General features: G+C 60.2%; 17 protein-coding genes and 1 pseudogene. 9 read left to right on the top strand and 9 right to left on the bottom strand.

Annotated features, from left to right (window positions below; translation table 11 throughout):
* Positions 1-4: 4 nt before the first annotated feature.
* Genes ribA through HU731_RS12425 form a run of 3 tightly spaced genes read left to right on the top strand, consistent with a single transcriptional unit; the run spans position 5 to position 1,820 of the window.
* Positions 5-622, top strand: a complete 618-nt coding sequence (gene ribA / locus HU731_RS12435; protein WP_005791841.1) for a GTP cyclohydrolase II — start codon at positions 5-7, stop codon at positions 620-622.
* Complete coding sequence (locus HU731_RS12430; RefSeq protein ID WP_186608684.1) at positions 619-1,038, top strand: MFS transporter; 420 nt, start codon at positions 619-621, stop codon at positions 1,036-1,038. The genes ribA and HU731_RS12430 overlap by 4 nt, the downstream gene beginning before the upstream one ends.
* On the top strand, positions 1,035-1,820 hold the full coding sequence (locus HU731_RS12425; RefSeq protein WP_186608683.1) for a cobalamin-binding protein: 786 nt from the start codon (positions 1,035-1,037) through the stop codon (positions 1,818-1,820). The genes HU731_RS12430 and HU731_RS12425 overlap by 4 nt, the downstream gene beginning before the upstream one ends.
* A gap of 90 nt (positions 1,821-1,910) precedes the next feature.
* Here HU731_RS12425 and HU731_RS12420 read toward each other — a convergent pair whose 3' ends face one another.
* From HU731_RS12420 to HU731_RS12380, 9 genes and pseudogenes are all read right to left on the bottom strand, one after another.
* Positions 1,911-3,773 (bottom strand): TonB-dependent receptor domain-containing protein, encoded by a 1,863-nt coding sequence (locus tag HU731_RS12420; protein ID WP_186608682.1) that lies wholly within the window; start codon positions 3,771-3,773, stop codon positions 1,911-1,913.
* Between the two features lie 137 nt (positions 3,774-3,910).
* Positions 3,911-5,809 (bottom strand): 1-deoxy-D-xylulose-5-phosphate synthase, encoded by a 1,899-nt coding sequence (gene dxs / locus HU731_RS12415; RefSeq protein ID WP_186608681.1) that lies wholly within the window; start codon positions 5,807-5,809, stop codon positions 3,911-3,913.
* A gap of 110 nt (positions 5,810-5,919) precedes the next feature.
* Complete coding sequence (gene ispA / locus HU731_RS12410; RefSeq protein ID WP_032895105.1) at positions 5,920-6,807, bottom strand: (2E,6E)-farnesyl diphosphate synthase; 888 nt, start codon at positions 6,805-6,807, stop codon at positions 5,920-5,922.
* Positions 6,804-7,046: an exodeoxyribonuclease VII small subunit gene (locus HU731_RS12405; RefSeq protein WP_003194556.1), complete on the bottom strand. Its 243-nt coding sequence runs from the start codon at positions 7,044-7,046 to the stop codon at positions 6,804-6,806. Before HU731_RS12405 ends, ispA begins: the two co-directional genes overlap by 4 nt.
* 80 nt (positions 7,047-7,126) lie before the next feature.
* Positions 7,127-8,260 (bottom strand): annotated as a pseudogene (locus HU731_RS12400) (Fic family protein).
* Between the two features lie 140 nt (positions 8,261-8,400).
* Complete coding sequence (locus HU731_RS12395) at positions 8,401-8,784, bottom strand: hypothetical protein (RefSeq protein ID WP_186608680.1); 384 nt, start codon at positions 8,782-8,784, stop codon at positions 8,401-8,403.
* Position 8,785: 1 nt separating this feature from the next.
* Entirely contained in the window at positions 8,786-13,399 is a 4,614-nt protein-coding gene (locus HU731_RS12390; RefSeq protein ID WP_225931656.1) for an RHS repeat-associated core domain-containing protein, read from the bottom strand.
* A gap of 135 nt (positions 13,400-13,534) precedes the next feature.
* Positions 13,535-13,915, bottom strand: a complete 381-nt coding sequence (locus HU731_RS12385; RefSeq protein WP_186609359.1) for a MerR family transcriptional regulator — start codon at positions 13,913-13,915, stop codon at positions 13,535-13,537.
* Positions 13,854-14,498, bottom strand: coding sequence for an NAD(P)H-dependent oxidoreductase (locus HU731_RS12380; RefSeq protein ID WP_186609395.1), 645 nt, complete (start codon positions 14,496-14,498; stop codon positions 13,854-13,856). The genes HU731_RS12385 and HU731_RS12380 overlap by 62 nt, the downstream gene beginning before the upstream one ends.
* 560 nt (positions 14,499-15,058) lie before the next feature.
* On the opposite strand from HU731_RS12380, the gene HU731_RS12375 reads away from it, so the two are divergent.
* From HU731_RS12375 to HU731_RS12350, 6 genes are all read left to right on the top strand, one after another.
* Positions 15,059-15,640 carry a YjfI family protein gene (locus tag HU731_RS12375; protein WP_032895109.1) on the top strand — a complete coding sequence of 194 codons (582 nt, stop codon included), beginning with the start codon at positions 15,059-15,061 and terminating at the stop codon, positions 15,638-15,640.
* Positions 15,641-15,657: 17 nt separating this feature from the next.
* Positions 15,658-16,356 carry a PspA/IM30 family protein gene (locus tag HU731_RS12370; protein WP_003194548.1) on the top strand — a complete coding sequence of 233 codons (699 nt, stop codon included), beginning with the start codon at positions 15,658-15,660 and terminating at the stop codon, positions 16,354-16,356.
* Between the two features lie 63 nt (positions 16,357-16,419).
* The gene (locus HU731_RS12365) at positions 16,420-16,980 is read left to right on the top strand and encodes a rhomboid family intramembrane serine protease (protein WP_186609363.1); all 561 of its coding nucleotides are present in this window, start codon (positions 16,420-16,422) and stop codon (positions 16,978-16,980) included.
* A gap of 72 nt (positions 16,981-17,052) precedes the next feature.
* Positions 17,053-18,087 (top strand): ion channel, encoded by a 1,035-nt coding sequence (locus HU731_RS12360; RefSeq protein ID WP_098950241.1) that lies wholly within the window; start codon positions 17,053-17,055, stop codon positions 18,085-18,087.
* Positions 18,074-18,748 (top strand): DUF2491 family protein, encoded by a 675-nt coding sequence (locus tag HU731_RS12355; RefSeq protein WP_186609365.1) that lies wholly within the window; start codon positions 18,074-18,076, stop codon positions 18,746-18,748. The genes HU731_RS12360 and HU731_RS12355 overlap by 14 nt, the downstream gene beginning before the upstream one ends.
* A 15-nt stretch (positions 18,749-18,763) precedes the next feature.
* The gene (locus HU731_RS12350) at positions 18,764-19,192 is read left to right on the top strand and encodes a DUF350 domain-containing protein (protein ID WP_186609367.1); all 429 of its coding nucleotides are present in this window, start codon (positions 18,764-18,766) and stop codon (positions 19,190-19,192) included.
* Positions 19,193-19,206 lie beyond the last annotated feature (14 nt).

Genomic DNA, 19,206 nt, shown 5'->3' with positions numbered 1-19,206 from the left:
CACGGTGCCCGTCGTTTTCGTCGCCGCTTCCAAGCTGCCTACCCCTTTTGCCACGTTCACCATGAACGGCTTTCTTGAAGAAGCCACCGGGCGCGAGCACGTTGTGCTCAGCCTCGGCGACATCACGGATGGCGCGCCGGTGCTGGGGCGTGTGCATTCCGAGTGCCTGACCGGCGATGCGCTGTTCAGCCAGCGCTGTGACTGCGGCTCGCAACTGGAGGCCGCACTGCAGGCCATTGCCCGTGAAGGCCGTGGCGTGTTGCTGTACTTGCGTCAGGAAGGCCGGGGTATTGGCCTGTTGAACAAGATCCGCGCCTACGAGCTGCAAGACGGCGGCGCCGACACCGTCGAGGCCAACGAGCGCCTGGGCTTTGCTGCCGACCAGCGCGACTACGCCATCTGCCTGCCGATGCTCGAGCACCTGGGGGTCAAATCCCTGCGCCTGATGACCAACAACCCCCGCAAGGTCAAAGCCTTGACCGAGATGGGCATCACCGTGGCCGAGCGCGTGCCGCTGCACACCGGGCATAACCCGCACAACAAACTCTACCTGGCCACCAAGGCCAGCAAGCTCGACCACATGATGGGCAACGAGCACCAGGGCGAGGTCGACCGCGCGTGACCCGTGGCCAGGTGAAACGGCGACTGTCCTTCAGTTGGTGGCAGTACCTGGCCCTGGCATTGCTGCCCTTGTTCGTGATCAACCTGCTGTTTGGCCGTGCTGAATCCTTGTTGCCCGTATTGGCCATGCCGTTCTTCATCGCCGGCGTGGCCTCAATGTTTCTCAGCCTGCGTTATTTTCATGCCTATAAACACGCGCTGATCGCCACCGCCAAAGCCCTTGATACTGCTGAAGAGCCCGCAGCCTGGATCACCCTGGCGGCGCGTCGGCGCACGGCCTTGCTGGTGGCCGCGTTACCGGCCTGGATCGGTGCGCTGGCGGTGTTCGTCGGCCTGGAGGCGGTGCCGCTGTTTCTGTTGGCGTTGTCGACGCTGGTGCTGTTCTACCTCTATCGCATACCGCGTCAGTTGGGATGAAACGCTACTGGCTGGCGCTGCTGCTGGTCTTCAGTGCCCAGGCGTTGGCGGTCGAACGCGTCGTCAGCCTGGCGCCGTCACTCTCAGAAATCGTGCTTGAACTGGGCGCCGAGGACTTGCTGATCGGCCTGCTTGACGGTGGTGACCGCCCGGCGGCATTGGCGAAGGTGCCCTCGGTCGGGCAGTACGGCCAACTGGACATGGAGCGCCTGCTCAGCCTCAAACCCGACCTGATCCTGCTGTGGCCTGGCAGCGTTGGCCCGGCCCAGCGCGAGCAACTCCAGCGGTTGAATATCCCGGTGTACGTCGCCGAACCCCACAGCATTGAACAACTGGCCACTCAGGTGCAAGCCATTGCCGAGCAATTGGGCCGCGCTGAGGCCGGGCGCGAGCGTGCTGCCCAATTGCGCCAGCGCTTGGCCGAGTTGCGCCAGCGCTACCAGCGGGCCGAGCCGCTGCGGGTGTTTTACCAAGTGTGGAACCAGCCGCTGTACACCGTGGGCGGTGGGCAGATCATCAGCGATGCCCTCAACGTGTGCGGGGCGCGCAATGTGTTTGATGACCTGAAGTTGCCGGCGCCGCAGGTGAATATCGAGTCGGTGCTGGCGCGTGATCCGGAGGTGATCCTGGTGGGAGATCAGGCTCAGAAGGACGCTTGGAAGGCATGGCCAATGATGGCTGCTCGGGTACGGTTAGTGCCGGACAAGGGCCTGGAGCGGCCGAGTGGGCAGATGCTTGAAGCGGTGGGGCGGTTGTGTCAGGTGATTGCGCCTAACCTGTGACACCGCTATCGCAGGCAAGCCAGCTCCCACAGGGGAACGCATTTCAACTGTGGGAGCTGGCTTGCCTGCGATGACGTCGGTGCAGGCTCCTCAGATCTCAGGCGTCCACGTCACCCCGAACATCCACACCCGACCTTCTTCACGATAATTCTGGCTTTCCCCGAGGTAGCTGTACTTCGCCCGTGCATAAGACTTGTCCAGCACGTTATCCACCTTCAGCGACAACGACACCTCCCGGTTCAACGCCCAGCTGCTGCGCAGTCCCAACAAGGCATAACCGCCCAGACGGTTGCGGTTGGCTTCATCGTCGTAGCTGCTGCTGATCGCCTGCCAACTCGCGCCGAGGCCGAGTTGATCAAATTGCCGGTCCAGATCCAGGTTCACCGTGCGCCGCGCGCGACGTGCCAGGGTGTGGCCGCTGTCACGGTCACGCGGGTCGATAAGCGACAGGCCCAGGTTGCCCTGCCAGCCAAACAGTTCCTGCTTGAGCGCCGCTTCAAAGCCGTTGATCCGCGCCGACGCCACGTTTTGCGGCTTGCCGGCGTCAAGGATGATCGCGTCGCTCAGGTCGGTGCGATACAGCGAGGCTTCCAGGCGTGTGCTGTCGGTCAGTTGGCTGCGCCATTGCAGCTCGTAGCTCTTTGAGGTTTCGGGCTGCAGGTTGGGGTTGCTGTACTGCGTGTCGGGGTAATAGAGGTCGTTGAAGGTTGGCGCGCGGAAGCCTTCGCTGTAGCTCAAGAGCAGGTCATTGTCAGGGTTGACCGGCACGGTGAGGGTGCCGCTCCAACTGTTCTGGCCGCCGAACTGCTGGTTCTGGTCGCGGCGCACGCCCAGCTCGGTGGAAAACCACTGGCTCTTGAAACGGTGCTGCACAAAGGCCGCCCGGTTCCAGCGGCTGTTCTCGGTAAAGGTGGTGGAACCGTGGAAACGGTCTTCGTACCAGTCGCCACCGACGATCAGGCTGTTTTGCTCATCCAAGGTCAGGTCGTTCTGCCAATTGACCGAGTCGCGGTAGGTGTTGAATGCACTGTAATCATCGCTGAGGGTATCGCGCTTGGTGTCGCGGTTTTCACTGTGGCCCAGTTCCAGGCGCGACTGCCAGTTGTCATTGAGCTTGGCATCGACATAGCCGCTGGTGCTGCTCACGGTGTAGTCGGTATAAGGTTTTTGTCCCGAGGTGCCGTTATTGCGACCGTAACTGTTGTCATACTCCGACTTGCCACGGTTATCCAGCAGATTGAAGCCCACCTCCAGCTCATCGCTGAACGAATGGCTGAGGTTCAGGCTGATCGACTGGTTGCGGTAAGCATCATGGTCGCCGTCACTGGGGAACGACGCGTGGCTCGCGTTGATACCGGCAGTTTCATCCAGGCTCGCGCCCAGGTTGAAGCGCGTGTGTTCATCGCCGCCCGACAGGCCCAGGCTGCGCTCCCAGGTCTGGTTGCTGCCAAACCCCAGTTTCAAGCGCGGCTGCAAGCCTTGCTCGGCATTGCGCCGGGTGAACACCTGAATCACCCCACCAATCGCATCGCTGCCGTAAATCACCGAACGTGAACCGCGCAGCACTTCCACCCGTTCAATCTGATCGACGTTGAGGTATTGCAAGCCGCTGTCGCCGGAGGTGGTGTTGGCAATGCGTTGGCCGTCCACCAGCACCAGGCTCTGCGCCGACTTGGTGCCGCGAATAAAAATCCCCGGCAAACTGCCACGCCCGCCGGTTGGCGCAACTTGCACGCCGGGCACGCGGCTGAGCAGGTCGGTGACGCTGGTGGGTTGCAGGCGGTCGATGTCGGCGCGGGTGAACACGGTGTTGGCGGCACTGCTGTCGTTACGCGCCTGGACTTGGCGGTTGGCGCTGATGACCACGTCGGAGAGCTTCAAGGCCTGGTCGGGGGTGTCGGCGAGCAGGTCCGCGCAGGGAAGCAGTAGCAGGGCAAGGCACAGGCGTTTCATGGGCTGTCCATGGCATTTGAAGGTCATGCAAAACCACTGTGGGAGCTGGCTTGCCTGCGATAGCGGTGTATCTGACACATTGTTAGCGAATGTGCCGCCGTCATCGCAGGCAAGCCAGCTCCCACAGTTGGGGCTGATTACAGATTCAGTAGCGCCAGGCGCTCGCTAACGGACGCCTCGATACCCGCTTCATCCAGCCCGCATTCAGCCAGCATCTGCGCCGGCTTGGCGTGTTCGACGTACACATCCGGCAAGCCCAGGTGCAGCACCGACTTGAGGATGTTCTCCCGCGCCAGGAACTCACTGACTGCCGCACCGGCGCCACCCATGATGGCGTTTTCTTCGACGGTCACCAGCAGCTCATGGCCAGCGGCGATCTCGCGCACCAACGCGTCATCCAGTGGCTTGACGAACCGCATGTCGACCACGGTGGCGTCGATCTTCTCAGCGACTTTCAAGGCTTCGGCCAGTTGCACACCAAACACCAGGAACGCGGTTTTGCTGCCTTGGCGACGCACGATGCCTTTACCGATTTCAATCGGCTCCAGGTCTTTTTCGATCACGGCGTTGGGGCCTGTGCCGCGCGGGTAGCGCACAGCGGCCGGGCCGTTGTACAGGTGGCCGGTGCTGAGCATCTTGCGCAGTTCGTTTTCGTCGCTCGGTGTCATCACCAGCATGCCGGGGATGCAACGCAGGTACGACAGGTCGAAGCTGCCCGCATGGGTCGGGCCGTCTTCACCCACCAGGCCGGCGCGGTCGATGGCGAACAGCACATCGAGGTTCTGCACCGCCACATCGTGAACCAGCTGGTCATAACCGCGTTGCAAGAAGGTGGAGTAGATTGCCACCACCGGCTTGGCGCCTTCGCAGGCCATGCCGGCCGCGAAGGTCACGGCGTGTTGCTCGGCAATCGCCACGTCGAAGTAACGCAGCGGGAAACGCTCGCTGAACGCCACCAGGTCGGAGCCTTCCTTCATCGCCGGGGTAACACCCACCAGGCGCGGGTCGGCGGCGGCCATGTCGCACAGCCATTCGCCAAACACCCCGGAATACTTCGGCCCGCTGGCCTTTTTCGGCGCGGCGGCGGGGGCATCAAGGGGTTCGAGTTTGGTGATCGCGTGGTAACCAATCGGGTCGACTTCCGCCGGCGCGAAACCTTTGCCTTTCTTGGTAACGATATGCAGGAACTGCGGGCCCTTGAGGTCGCGCATGTTGCGCAAGGTGGCGATTAGGGTGGGCAGGTCGTGGCCGTCGATAGGGCCGATATAGTTCCAGCCCAGTTCTTCGAACAGCGTGCCGGGTACCAGCATGCCCTTGGCATATTCTTCGGTGCGACGCGCAATTTCCCACGCGCCAGGCAGACGCGACAGCACTTTCTTGCTGCCTTCGCGCATGCTGGCGTAAGTACGGCTGGAGAGGATCTTCGCCAGGTAATTGGACAGGCCACCCACGTTGCGCGAAATCGACATGTCGTTGTCGTTGAGGATCACCAACATGTTGGCGTCCACTTCCGGCGCATGGTTCAGCGCTTCGAAGGCCATGCCGGCGGTCAGCGCGCCATCACCAATCACCGCAATCGCCTTGCGCTCACTGCCTTGCAGGCGGGCGGCAATCGCCATGCCCAGCGCTGCACTGATGGAGGTGCTGGAGTGGCCGACACCAAAGGTGTCGTACTCGCTCTCGGCACGGCGCGGGAAGGCGGCCAGGCCGTCCTTCTGGCGCAGGCTGGCCATGCGCTCACGACGGCCGGTGAGGATTTTATGCGGATACGCCTGGTGGCCCACGTCCCACACCAGCCGGTCGTCCGGGGTGTCGAACACGTAATGCAAGGCGATGGTCAGCTCGATCACACCCAGCCCGGCGCCAAAATGCCCACCGGTCTGGCCGACCGTGTAGAGCAATTCCAGGCGCAGCTCATCGGCCAGGGTTTCCAGCTCGGCTTCACCCAGTCGACGCAGGCCGTCCGGCGTGGCAGCACGGTCGAGCAGGGGCGTGGACGGGCGTTTGCGGGGAATCTCTTGAAACGTCGTGGGCATCAGGCGAATCGTTATAGGTATAGAAGAGGCGGCAGTTTACCTCAAGCCGTGCAAACTGCCCACGCAGAGCGCCGAACTTGGCCGATATGCGGCGCAAATGGCCGCGACTGTCAGTGGCGACGTTCGACGATATACCGCGCCAGGTCACGCAGTGGCTCGGCCGCCGCGTCGAAAGGTCGCAGGGCGTCCAGGGCCTGGTCGCGCAGCTCGATGGCATACGCCTTGGCGGCTTGCAGCCCGAGCAATGCAGGATAAGTCGGCTTGTCCCGTGCGATGTCGGCGCCTTGGCGTTTGCCCAAGGTGGCGGTGTCACTTTCCACGTCGAGAATATCGTCCTGCACCTGGAAGGCCAGGCCGATCGCGCGGGAATAGGTTTGCAAGGCCGCCAAGTGCTCGGCGTCGGCGCGGCCACTGGCCAGGGCGCCCAACTGCACGGCGGCTTCAATCAGTGCACCGGTCTTGTGACGATGCATGTGTTCGAGGGCTTTTTGATCCAGCTTGAGGCTGACCGAGCCCATGTCGATGGCTTGCCCGCCGACCATCCCGGCCGGGCCTGCGGCGTGAGCCAGGGCGGTGACCATGCGCAGGCGGATCTCAGCGTTGACGCTGCTCAAACGCGGGTCCAGCAATGCGCTGAACGCCAGGCTCTGCAAGCCATCGCCCGCCAGGATCGCGTAAGCCTCGTCGAAGGCTTTGTGGGTGGTGGGCTGGCCGCGGCGCAGATCGTCGTCGTCCATGGCTGGCAAATCGTCATGCACCAGGGAATACGCGTGTATCAACTCCACCGCACACGCCGCGCCATTGGCCTCGGCCGCCGGCGCACCCAGGGCTTCGCAGGCCGCATAGGCCAGCAACGGGCGCACGCGCTTACCGCCGTTCATCACGCTGTAGCGCATGGCTGCATAGAGGCGCGTCATTTCCGGGCTTGGCGCCACAAACAAGGGCTCCAGCGCCGCATTCACCCGGGCTTGGCTACTGGCCTGATACGCGCTGATCATTCCGGCTGTTCCGCATCGAAAGGTTCTTCGGCCAACTCCCCGTCACGCTCGAGCAATACCTGAACCTTCTGCTCCGCCTGCGCCAGCGCGCTCTGACAGTCGCGGGTCAGGCCGATGCCTTGCTCAAACGCCGTCAACGAGTCTTCCAGCGACAACTCGCCGTTCTCCAGACGCTCGACCAAGGCTTGCAGGTCGGCGAGGGATTGTTCGAAATCGAGTGCAACTTTTTTGCGGGCCATGGCGGCAATTCCGGTAGACGGTAAACCGGCGCGACACTAGCAGACATGGGGGATTGGGGCAAATGAGTGGGGGGCTACTCCTAAGGGGTATTGACGTGATAACGCGTACTGCGGCCGCCCCCGGGGAGGCGCACCAGGCAGTTTTTCTCCAGCAGGTCTGCCAGGTGCCGCGTCGCAGTCGCCTTGGACACTTTGGCCACCGCTTGGTATTGCGCGGCGCTGATGCCCTGTTCGAAGCCCCGCTCACCACCCTCGAGCAGGCGATTGAGTACCTTGACTTGCTCGACGCAGAGCGAGACGTCACGGTGCTGCTGCCAGAACCGGCTTTTGGCCAACACCCGGTCTATCCGTGTCATCGCTTGTTGCAGGCTGCGCAACAGGGTTTTAAGAAACCATTCCAGCCAGTCGGTGATATCCAGTGTGGCCTTTTGACTGGACTCCAAGGCGGTGTAGTAACCGGCCCGATCTTCAAGGATGCTGGCCGACATGGCGTAAAAGCGAATGGCGTAGTGTTCACCCTGAGCCAAGGCCAAGTCAGTAATGGCACGTGTCAGACGACCATTGCCATCATCAAAAGGATGCAAGGTGATGAACCAGAAGTGCGCAACACCTGCACGAACCAATGGATCAAGTTCAGGTTGATTGCGACTGGTTTCGAACTACTCCAGGAAATCCTCCACAGCGTGCTCCAGGCCCTGACGTGGCGGCGCCTCAAAAGGCACGGTTGGCCGATCAAGCCTGCCCGACACCACCTGCATCGGCTCTTTGCCCCTCAACGTCCCGATGCTGAGTTCTCGTGTGGCAAAGCCTGCCTCAGGCTCTGGGAACAACAAATGGTGCCAATTCATCAGGCGCGTGAAGGTGAACGGCTGCGCAAATTGCTCGGTGGCATCCATCATCAGATCGGCCAGCCGTTCACTGCGGCGGCTGACCTGGCCGTCCTTCGTGGCTTCCAAACCCATTCGTCGTGCCAGGGAGGAGCGCACCGAACCAACGTTCAACTGCTCACCCTCGATGGCCGAAGAGGTCAGGATATTTTGCAGCAGGGCATCCAATTCATTCTGCGCGCTGACTGCCTGGGTGACAGAACCCAGCATGCCCAGTAGCTTGCCTTGGGCCTGCCCACACTCGCGCAGCAAGGCCGCCAGCCGCCCAGGCTGCCAGTGAAAGTGAGGCCAGTCGGTGTGTTGCCAGATCCAGTTCGGATGATCCATGGATGAGTGCCTGGGTGCGTGAGCCGAATAGAGGGTCTATTCGGCTCATTTTGTGAGCCGATTGTGCGACGTATTTGGCTCGTGGTCTAGGGAGCTGGCTTCTTGTTAATTTCTGTGTGATTGAGGGGCCGAAGTCGCGCTCAGACGTTTGTTGGGTATAGATGAATGGTATTTACTTTCAATTCTACTAAATCGAGATCCTGTTCGATGACCTCATTAAGCTCAATAAGGATTATTGAGTCGCCAAGCTTTAATGCGGCACAACTACTGTCTCCATCTTGAATTAACTTGCCTATTATGGAGTGCGTGTCATTGGTTAGCGTGATTCGTGGCGTCTTTTCAAGCGAGGGTATGATGTTTTTTTGCCAAAAAAAGACTTCGTCTAGTTCGAACTCTACGTCCAGAACTTCACCAATGTCTGGTGAGGGATAACTCCATAAAGCTATACCATTTCCAAAGGGCGAGTTAAATCTCACACGCAGAATGCCTTGATCAGAAAAAACACCAGCTACTCTTATCTTCATTTCACTTCTTCGTTAGTGGAACTCTGACGACAGTGTTATCCACGTTCATGGTGTTGGTTTTTAGCTCAAACGTCCATATTTCCTCATGATAATGATGCTTGCTTGGCTTGCTGTTCATTTCATGGGGGCCGTAACGAATACTTCTCTTTGCATCGGTGGAAACGATTCTGTCACGGTCGGGTTTGCCAGTTCGTGGGTGTGTATTTGTATGAGGGCCAGGGCCCAAAAAATCTTCCCATTTCCTGGCGGCGTCCTCCGGCCTTACTGGCTTATTGGCGTAGACCTCCTTGTGGTAGCCAATTTCCGGTGAGGTATTTGAGCTTGTCGGGCTTAGGGGACCGCCCTCATTAACTTTTGGTATTCCCGCCGGGTCTTCATGACTGATGCTCGGCTTGCATTTATCGCTGCCAGGACAACTGCTCAAGCCTAGCGGATCCACCCACCCCGTAGGATTGAGCACATACCGATACCCATTGATCCCCCCCGCCAACTTCACCGGGTCCGGTGTCAGGTAACGACCAATATCCGGATTGTAGTAGCGATGGCGATTGTAGTGCAGGCCGCTTTCCGCATCGAAATACTGCCCTTGAAAGCGCAGCGGATTGTCGATTTTGCCCACGTCGAGCCGGGCGATCTGGCCGTAGGCGCGGTAGTGGGCGGACCAGGCGATTTCTCCCTCGGGGCTGGTGAGTTCCTGCGGGGTGCCGAGGTGGTCGAGTTGGTAGTGGTAGGGCTTGGTTTCTTTTGGGCCGAAACCTTCTAATAGTGCCAATGGGCGGAAGCTGTCGGGTTCGTAGAGGTAGCTGCGATGGCGTTTTGCATGGTGCTCGGCTATCAGCTTGTCGCCTTGCCAGAAAAACTCCGTGGTCTTGCCGTCCACGGTCTTGCTGATGCGCCGCCCAAATGGGTCATAGCGATAGCTGGCGGTTTGCCCGTTGGGTTGGGTGACGCTGATCAGCCGATGCTGGCAGTCGTAGCGGTATTCGGTGATGAGTTGCTGGCCTTTGCCGCGCCGTTCGCGGATGAGGTTGCCAAAGGCGTCGTAGTCGTAATGGCGGTCGCCCTGGATCATCAGGCGGTTGGCTGCGACGATGTCCGGGCCGGGGCGGGCTTGCATGAGCAGGTTGCCCGCCGGGTTGTGGCCGAAGCGTTCCTGTATGTCTTGCGAGTGATCGGCGCGGGTCAGGCGGTTTAGCGGGTCGTAGCGGTAAAGGTGTTCGCCTTTGCGGGTGTCGAGCAGGCGGGTGAGGTTGCCGCTTTTGTCGTAGTCGTATTGGCGTTGGTAGAGGTGGTTCTGTTGCTGAGTGACCGCGTGGGCGTGCAGGCGGTGTTGGTCGTCGTAGTGGTAGTGGCTGAGCAGTTGGCCTTGCTGGCGCTGATGCTCTCGGCCGCTGTTGAATAGATGTGAGGTGAGCACGTCACCATTGAGTTCGACGGTGGCGAGGTGGCCGCCTTTGTCGTGGTTGAAGGTGACGCGGTTGTTGTCTGGCAGGCACAGGTGTTGAAGCTGGCCGCAGGCGTCGTAGCCGTAGCGCAGGGTGCCCCAGCCTTGGTGTTCGGCGGTGAGGCGGTTTTGGCGGTCGTATTCGTAGGCCAACGCCCAGTGGCCGTCTTCGACGCTGAGGAGGTTGCCTTGGCGGTCGTAGGCATAGTCGACAACGTTGCTGTCGGGCAGGGTTTTTCGGACGAGTCGCCCGGCGTGGTCGCGCTGGTAGCGGGTGATTAATTGGCTGCCATCGTCGCCGTATTCGGTTTTCTCCAGCAGGTTGCCGTTGAGGTCGTAGGCATACGCGGTGCGCTGGCCGTCGAAGCCGGTTTCCTGGCGGATCAGGCCGTTGGGGTGGTAGTCGAGTTGGTAGGTTTCGCCGGCTTCGTTTTCGATCTCGGTGAGCAACAGCCGCACGTTGTCGTAGCGGTACTTGACCTGGGTGCCGTCGGCGTTGAGGCGGCGGCTGATCAGGTGCAGGCCGTCTGCGTATTCGTAGCGGGTGACGTGGCCGAGTTCGTCGCGTTCGGCGATGATTTTGCCGTAGGGGTTGTAGCTGAATTTTCGTGTGGCGCCGCCTGGCAACACAAGGCGAATCAGCCTACCGACGCTGTCCCATTCATAAACGGTCTGTGCGCCGTGTTCATCCTCACAGGCAACTTGCCGCCCCAAGTCGTCATAGCGATAACGCCTGATCCCACCATTGGGCAATTGCTCTTCAAGCAACTGCCCACGCTCGTTCCACACCAGCCGATGACAACTGCTGTCGGGATACCAAACCCCGGTCAGTTGCCCCTGTTTGTTGTAGCTGTAGTCCGTGACCTCACCATCGGGATCGGTCCTACGCGTAACATCGCCTTGCTCATTACGCTCATATTTCCAGACTGCCTCCCCACGCCTGACAACCCGTACAAAACCATTGTCATGCTCGTAGGCCGTCGGCTCATCATCCCCCGGAAACAGCCCCACCAAGCGCCCGGCATCGTCATACTGATAGGCCGTCACCGCGCCCATCGGGTCTTGCTCGACGGTCAGCCGGCCCTTGTCATCGTAGGATTTGAAATGCGTGGCGCCATCCGGATCGACGCGCTGCACCAACCGCGCCCGCTGGTCATGGACATACACCTCCTGGCTACCATCGGCGTTATGCACGGTGACGCGCCCGTCATCGCCCCAGGCATAACGCGTGTCCATCTGCGAAAAGCTCGCCCAATGCCGCACACAGCGTGACGCCTTGCCAGCGTGCTCCCACTCCCAGAAGAAACTTGCCCCACCGGCCAGTTGGCGCTCCAGAATGACGTGCTGATCGTCGTAGCGATAACGCTCGCTTTCCCCGACGGCATTGGTCGCGCAAACCAGTCGGCCGTGTTCGTCATAGGCGTAGGAAACGAGGTTCTGCTCGGTCTCCCACACGTAGGGCTCACGCCCTTTGGCACGATGTACTTGGTAGTCCACCGCGACGATGCGACCCAACTCATAACGCAACAGCAACGAGCGACCCGCACCGTTATCCAGCCGCTCAATCCGCCCTGAGTGATCCCGACAAAGGCGCAGCCGGTTGTCATACGCATCGCTGATGGTTGTCAGTACACCATCGCGAAAGTGATAGAAACGCGAGGCCTGGGCCAGCACCAACTCGTCAGGCGCCGAACCCAAGTAGATCGCCGCTTCAGCCAGGCTGTTGGTGATCGCGGGCCGTGAATCGGTGGGCAAGGGCAGAGTAGTCGAGCGGTTTTCATGGTCAGTCCACACCACCAAATCGCCCGACACCACCAGCCGATGAGCCAGCGCATGGCTCCAGCCAAACCCCAACCCACAATCGATCTCCACCGCGCTGGTGCGGTACAGCCGCGTCCATTCAAACGGCAAGATCCCGTCCAACGCACCATCGGTGAGGGTCAGCAATTCCTCGCCAGTGACCATCGACACCGGGCAACCGTGGGTAACGGTCTTGTCCGCTGGCGCCGCCGCATCCCCCTTCGGATTCGACGCCACCGCCGGCACATCATCCACACGCTCTTTCTGCCTCAGCACCGCGTTCTGCCGCGCCCGCCAGCGCATCTGCATCGTGCCTTGCTTCAGCCCACCTACCACCCCGCGAACCGCCACCGCTTTGTAGCGGTCCACCGCCTGCATGAACTTTGTGAGGATCGTCAGCACACCGGTCACGAAGCCCACGGCTGACTGAAGCACCCGCGCACCGTACTTGACCAGGCGCATACTCAAATACGCTACGCCCGCTGCCGGCAGCGCGATGGTCAGCACCGCGCCAATCACCAGGTCAATCAGCAGCGACACCATAAAACCGGCGGCTGCTTGCGCGACTTCACTGGGCGGTAACGCCTCCAGCCAGATCATGGCGGTGCGCAGTATCAGGTACAGCGCCGCCTCATCACTGGCCAGCAACATCGCCTGTTCCATGACCTTGGGCGCATCAGTGGCGATTTGCGCCAACCTGGCCGCCTCGCTACCCAGTTGCTCGGCGTACTTGAGCGGGTCTTCAAGCATCGCCTGCACCTGCTTGATGCTGTCCCACGCGTCACGGATCGCTGCCCAACTGCCGGCTAGCACGCCGCTGCCAATTGCGCTGGCGGTGGATTGCTGCCAGTGCGGCTTGAAGCCCTGCCACTGCTCGCGCAGCCATTGCTCCAGATCCGCTGTCAGCCCCGCATAGGAAGCAAACAAGGCATCGACTTGCTGCGCTGAAACACCGCCTTGAACCCTCACCTGATAGCGCCCGCCGGCGGCGCAGTCGTGGGAACCTTCGCCGTGCTCGTCGAGCAGGATGACCCTGGAACTGCCGTCATCCAGCCTGATCACCTCAACCGGGATATTGCCGATTGGCACGTCGTACGCTGACTCGAACCGGCTCTGGATCTTCAGCACACCCCCTGCCGGGCAGCGGGCCACGGTGGAAAAATCCGTATCGCCAAGACTCACCGACTGCTGCGCATCCCCAGCCCGCAACACTCGATCCATACCCAGCAACGACGGCATGTCCGCTGCATGACTGACCGTATCCAGCGCGCGCGAATACCAGGCACCCATCTGCTGGCGGTACTCCACCAGGCTCTGATGGAAACCATTTAGCTCGTGTTCGATAAAGTTGATGTGGGCAGGTTGGGTCATCCATGACGTCTCGTCGCAAGGCAAGGCGTCGGAGTCTGCCGCAGTAAAAAACGGCTGGATGAACGGTTGGAAAAATCAGATTGCGGCTACAACGGACGGGTAAAAGTCGGCGTTAACCCATACATAAAGGCCACTTTAAATCGCGAAGCTACTGATTGACGAGCAGTCCCCTTGAGCGCCTTTGAGTTGGGTTTCGAACTCAATCAGCCCAGCCTGCATCCGTTGCAATACGGCGATCTGCGCGGCCAGCGTGCGCTTCTTGTCGGCGATGGCTTGTTCAGCCCGGTCCCAAGGAAGCGCATCACCCTCGTACCCCAGCAAAATCTCCTGCAATTCCTTGAGTTTGAACCCCAGCTGTTGCGCGCACTTTATAAACATCAGCCGCTCGACACGCTGCTCGGTATAAACGCGATAACCGCCCTGACGCGCAGGCGCTGGCATCAGCCCGATCGCCTCATAGTGACGAATCGCCTTGATGGTCGTGCCGGACAACTGCGCGGCTTTGCCGATGTACATGAAAACTCCCTTTTTCAAATAGTGCGCCGGCCTGTTTCAGCCACTTGGCCCGCTGCGTCAGCGTAGAGCCCAGCACTGGCCCCAACAGCAGCGTCTTGCTCGTCGTGATGCCACAGAGCGCCAGCGTGGTACGACGCATCTGGTGGATGGCCGGCATGCGATAGACCCAGCGGTAATACCACGGCGGCGTGTCGAGGGTCACTAACAAGTGCGCGGTTCTGCCCTTTAATAGCTTGTCTGGGAATGCTTTGCCTGCGCGGTATTTGAAGGCAAAGCCGGGGAGGAAAGCGCGGTCGATAAAGCCCTTCATCAGTGCCGGAACACCGCCCCACCAAACAGGGAAAACCCACGCCAGGTGCTCGGCCCAAAGGATGTCGGCTTGGGCACTGAGCAAGTCGGGTTCCAGCGCTTGAGCCTGGGTGTAAGCATGATGAAGGATCGGGTCGAAGCTGAGATCACCCAGGCGCAGGACGCGGACTTCGTGGCCGGCCGTTTTAGCGGCGTGGATATAAGTGTGCGCGAGAGCGGAGCAAAAACTATCGGCGGACGGGTGGCCGAGAATGACCAGAATGCGCTGACTCATGGTGATAAGTTCTGGAAAAAGGGCATTCAGGGTAGGGGTTGCCGTATAGGGGAGAGTCAAGGGCCAGCAGGACCTTTCTGTGACGTGCGCAGGACCCTTCCTGAAGTGCTCATGAACGCTTGTGACGGTACTGTGGGCTGGCTAGCCTGCCTTCCCTGACATCAGGGTTCTTCGCCGCGCGATTTCAAGTACAGGCGTGCTTTTGCTAAGGCGTGGTCGGATTCGGAAAATTGTGCAACAGGCTGCTGCACAATTGTCTTGGTGCCATCAAGTCGCGCTTTTGGACAAACTTCCCGGCAGACGAGCAAATCGAGCGAGAGTTGGCGGGGTAGGCTGGGCCTTTTCGGTGGCTGAAAAATGTAAGGAAAAATCTCACGCGTGAGCTATTGAGTACCTTGCGGATTGCCTGTAGATTTTCTCACGCGTGAGTTTTTCACAGCGAGGTCAGTACCATGAACAGCAGCTCTCCATCGAGCCCATCAGCAGGGCCCGATACCGATTCAGCAAGCCTCAAGGGAGAGCGCTTGAAGCCGTCCGCAAAAAAGCCGTCGAGCTTTTACATGAAGCAGATGCGCGCGGGGCTGGCGGCGGCCGGTTATGTGAAACACGAGACTTGGGTGCTTCCCGAAAACCGAAGCCTGCTCAAGCAAATGGAGAAACAGCTACGCCAACCGATCCTGGCTGGCTCATTCATGTCGGAGAATTTCATGAGCGCAGGTACCAACTGGAATATCGATCGCCTCTTCAGTGCTCTCCAGGCCCTGGATGACGTGACGTCCAATGACATTACGCTTTCTCTCGTCCAAGGCTCCGAGTCCAGCATCAAGCTTGAGATGAACGACTTTGGTGGCTTGCCGATTTACATCGCGGTGGTGGGCGAGCAAATCATCGTGGATACCGTCCTGGTTGACGCTGAGTCCATCAACGACGTGCCGGCCTTCAACGACGCCGTGCTGCGCAGCCGGGAGATGTTCCCGTTGTCGTCCATCGGTATCGAGTCCATGCCGAACGGGCAGGTGGTCTACAACATGTTCGGTGCACTCAGCTCCGACTCCAGCCTGACCAACATCGTGACCGAGGTGAAAACCCTGGTTGATAACGTGCAGCGCGCCAGCGAAGCCTTCGAACGTTTCTTCATTTAATTATTCGGGAAAATCCAATGACTCAGTCCATCTGGAGCAAATTGTTCACCGCGCTGCGTGGCGGTGCCAGCGAAGTCGGCGAATCGATCGTCGACCAACAGGCCCTGCGCATCCTTGACCAGGAAATTCGCGATGCCGACAGCGCCTTGGCCAACGCCAAGCGTGAGCTTGTGAGCATCATGGCCAAGCACAAACTGGCGGCTGATCGTGTTGGCGAGTACGACGCCAAGATCAAAGACCTGGAATCCAAGGCGATGGCCGCTATCCAGGCCAACCGTGAAGACCTCGCCCTGGAAGTGGCCGAAGCCATTTCGACCCTGACCAACGAGCGGGACGTAGAGCAAAAGCAGACTGCCGAGTTCGGTGGGTACGCCGAGAGCATGCGCAAAGACATCACCAAGGCCGAGAGCCGCATCAAAAGCCTGCGCCAGCAAGTGGACATGGCCAAGGCTCGCGACAGCGTGCAAAAGGCCCAGGTCAGTGCCTCGATTGCCAGCGGCGGTGCCAACGGCAAGCTGGAAACCGCCGTCGGTACGCTCAATCGCTTGCAGGCCAAACAGCAGCAACGTGCCGCTGAGCTGCAAGCCCAGGATGAACTGGCTGAAGCGTCGACGGGAACAGACCTGGAACGCAAACTGCGCGATGCCGGCATCACGCCGAACGAAGGCAGTGCCAATGCGATTCTGGAGCGCTTGAAGCAAAAGTCGGCTGAGTAACAAATCCGCACATTTAAGCACTGCCACAGTGGCAGTGCTCTTCTTTTGTATGTTGAGGTCAGGGTGAACGCCTTGAACGGTTTCAAGACAATCGCAGGCCTGGCCCTCTTCATGGTCGCGCTGCAACTGCTCAATGTGGCGACCGGTTACAGCCTTATGGCGTTCGGGCTGATCCCGAGAACGGTGCAGGGCCTGTTCGGCATCCTCACCTCACCGTTTTTGCACGCTTCCTTCGGCCACCTGAGCGCCAACCTGATTGCCTTTTTGGTCTTGGGTTCTTTGGTCATGATCGAAGGGGTCAACCGGTTCATTGCCGTCAGTGCCATCGTCATTCTGCTGGGCGGCTTGTTGGTCTGGCTGTTTGGTTTTTCAGGCGTACACGTCGGCGCCAGCGGCTGGGTGTTCGGGCTATGGGCCTACCTGCTGTCTCGCGCCTGGTTCCACAGAAGCTGGGGCAACCTGCTAACCGCCGCTGTCGTGGCTTTGCTGTATGGCGGGCTGATCGTGGGCTTCCTTCCCCGGCACGGCGTTTCCTTCGAAGGGCATCTGTTTGGTGCGCTCGCCGGATTTATTGCAGCCAAGGTACTTCTATCCACGCCGCGCAGCGGGTTTAATGCCGGGTGAACGCACTTGAGCATCCAAACGCCGAGGCGATGCTGTCGTCAGGATTCAAGTACCCAGGGAGCCAGGGGCTAAATGTCGATTTTCCTTTTGTTACGCATGTACGCCTCGTCGCTCTTTCACCGCTTCGGTTGGGCAGGCCTGATCGTTGCCTTGGGGGTCCACCTGAGCACGGCTTATCTGGGCCTGGTTTTGCTGGGCGAACAACACCTCACCGCTCCCGCCACGTTTATCTACTTCTATCTCACTACCACACTCACCGTGGGCTATGGCGACCTCGCACCGCAGACTTCTGCTGGGCGAATCTTCGTGGCGGCCTGGGTCATGCTCGGGGGCATTGCGCTGCTCACGGCAGCCATCGGCAAAACCACCAGCAGTGTTATCGATGCATGGAGAAAAGGCATGAAGGGCAAAGGTGATTTCACCGGCAAGGTCGGCCATACCGTGCTGATCGGCTGGGAGGGCGCGTCCAGCGAGCGGGTGATTGAGTTGTTGCTGCAAGACGAAACCTCGAACGACAACCTGATCGTGATCTGCGATTGCAGCCTTGAAGAAAACCCGATGCCCGGCAAAGCAGCGTTCATCCGCGGCGAAAGCTTGTCTTCCACCGCGCTGTTGCTGCGTGCCGGTGTGCCCGGTGCCGAGCGTGTGCTGGTGCGAACCCCGTCTGATGACCTGACCCTGGCCACCGTGCTGGCGGTGAACCAACTGAGCCCCGTCGGGCATGTAGTCGCCCACTTCAACGAAAGTGAAATCGCCGCACTCGCCAGCTCCTACGCTCCGCGCCTGGAGTGCACGTCCAGCATGGCAATCGAAATGCTGGTGCGCGCCTCTCAGGATCCGGGCTCGTCGGTGGTCATCAATGAGCTGCTGTGCGTGGGGCAGGGCGCCACCCAGTACCTGATGAAATTGCCCGATGCCTTTGAGGCAACCTTCGGCGAGCTGTACACGCAGATGAAGGAGCGCCACAACGCCACCCTCATCGGCTATCGCGCCCAAGGTGTTCAGCAGGCGTCGATCAACCCGCCCAGTGCCACACAGGTCAAAGGCGGCGAACTCTTCTACATCGCTTCCACTCGGCTTAAGGAAATCTCCCATGGGATGGCTTAAACAGTTAATGGGGCTTGAGGCCCCAAAAGCCACTACCGACTCGAACCGGACCGCCAGCCCAAGCCTGCCAGCCACCGGCCCGCTTGGCCTGGCACCGGGCAAGGGGGTGATGTTCGACACCACCCTGAAATTGCTGCTTGATGAAAAAACCAACGTGGTGATCCCCGGCTCCCAGGAAATCTGGAGCAATGGCACCATCGATCTTGGCCAGTCCACCTGGCTGTCGCGCTATTACATGAACGACGAAGACTATTGGCTGCAGGTGCACACCACCGGCCAGATCGCAGGCCAGGTCGAGTCGGTGATTCTGTTCAACTACCTCAGTTACGTCACCATCAGCAGCGAAGCGGAACTGCGCAGGCTGGCGGGCCCACAGAGCCTGATCGGGCTGCCGACCTACACCCACGACGGCGTCGAGTTTTTCCGGGAGTGGGGCAGCGAGGACGGCCAGACCGAATTGGTGGCGATGAGCGAGCAGGTCACCAGCCCAGAGGCCACCTACAACGTCGAGCACCGTTCGATGCTATACGCCCGCGACACCGGCCTGACCGACCGTCGAGAGTTCCTGCTGTTCTCCGTCGAAGAAGATGCCGAAGGCACCATCAGCCTGAGCACATCCCTGGGCATTTCGCTGTACACCACCGACCTGACTACGCTCTAAAAAAGGAAGCCGTCCATGCTAGAAGCACTCTCCATCTCCCTCAACAAAGCCGCCGTGCTCGGCTTTGTCCTCTACATCCTGGGGGCTGCGGTACTGTTCGCGCTGTTCCAGTTCGTCTACACCCGTATCACCCCGCACAAGGAGTTCGAACTGATCCGTGCGGGCAACACCTCCGCAGCGGTCGCCCTGGGCGGTGCCATCGTCGGTTTCGCCATTCCGGCCAGCAACGTGATTGCCTACTCGATCAACGTTCTCGACTTCATCGTCTGGGCCGTGATCGCCGCCGTCGTCCAGTTGCTGGCGTTCCTGCTGACCAGCCTGGTGCTTAAAGGCACGTCCGAGCGCATCAAGAAGGGCGAACTGGCGGCCGGTATCTACGTGGCCGCGGTGGCCATCAGCGTCGGCATGCTGAATGCCGCGTGCATGACGCCCACCTCGAACTGATTGCCCACGGAGCT

It is taken from the genome of Pseudomonas salmasensis, from assembly GCF_014268375.2.
GTDB lineage: Bacteria > Pseudomonadota > Gammaproteobacteria > Pseudomonadales > Pseudomonadaceae > Aquipseudomonas > Aquipseudomonas salmasensis.
This window is presented reverse-complemented; position numbering and strand designations above follow the sequence as displayed.

Coding starts and splice junctions, on each gene's coding strand:
- HU731_RS12425 (WP_186608683.1), top strand. CDS start 1,035: ATGAAACGCTACTGGCTGGCGCTGCTGCTGGTCTTCAGTGCCCAGGCG.
- HU731_RS12420 (WP_186608682.1), bottom strand. CDS start 3,773: ATGAAACGCCTGTGCCTTGCCCTGCTACTGCTTCCCTGCGCGGACCTG.
- dxs (WP_186608681.1), bottom strand. CDS start 5,809: ATGCCCACGACGTTTCAAGAGATTCCCCGCAAACGCCCGTCCACGCCC.
- ispA (WP_032895105.1), bottom strand. CDS start 6,807: ATGATCAGCGCGTATCAGGCCAGTAGCCAAGCCCGGGTGAATGCGGCG.
- HU731_RS12405 (WP_003194556.1), bottom strand. CDS start 7,046: ATGGCCCGCAAAAAAGTTGCACTCGATTTCGAACAATCCCTCGCCGAC.
- HU731_RS12395 (WP_186608680.1), bottom strand. CDS start 8,784: ATGAAGATAAGAGTAGCTGGTGTTTTTTCTGATCAAGGCATTCTGCGT.
- HU731_RS12390 (WP_225931656.1), bottom strand. CDS start 13,399: ATGACCCAACCTGCCCACATCAACTTTATCGAACACGAGCTAAATGGT.
- HU731_RS12385 (WP_186609359.1), bottom strand. CDS start 13,915: ATGTACATCGGCAAAGCCGCGCAGTTGTCCGGCACGACCATCAAGGCG.
- HU731_RS12380 (WP_186609395.1), bottom strand. CDS start 14,498: ATGAGTCAGCGCATTCTGGTCATTCTCGGCCACCCGTCCGCCGATAGT.
- HU731_RS12375 (WP_032895109.1), top strand. CDS start 15,059: ATGAAGCAGATGCGCGCGGGGCTGGCGGCGGCCGGTTATGTGAAACAC.
- HU731_RS12370 (WP_003194548.1), top strand. CDS start 15,658: ATGACTCAGTCCATCTGGAGCAAATTGTTCACCGCGCTGCGTGGCGGT.
- HU731_RS12360 (WP_098950241.1), top strand. CDS start 17,053: ATGTCGATTTTCCTTTTGTTACGCATGTACGCCTCGTCGCTCTTTCAC.
- HU731_RS12355 (WP_186609365.1), top strand. CDS start 18,074: ATGGGATGGCTTAAACAGTTAATGGGGCTTGAGGCCCCAAAAGCCACT.
- HU731_RS12350 (WP_186609367.1), top strand. CDS start 18,764: ATGCTAGAAGCACTCTCCATCTCCCTCAACAAAGCCGCCGTGCTCGGC.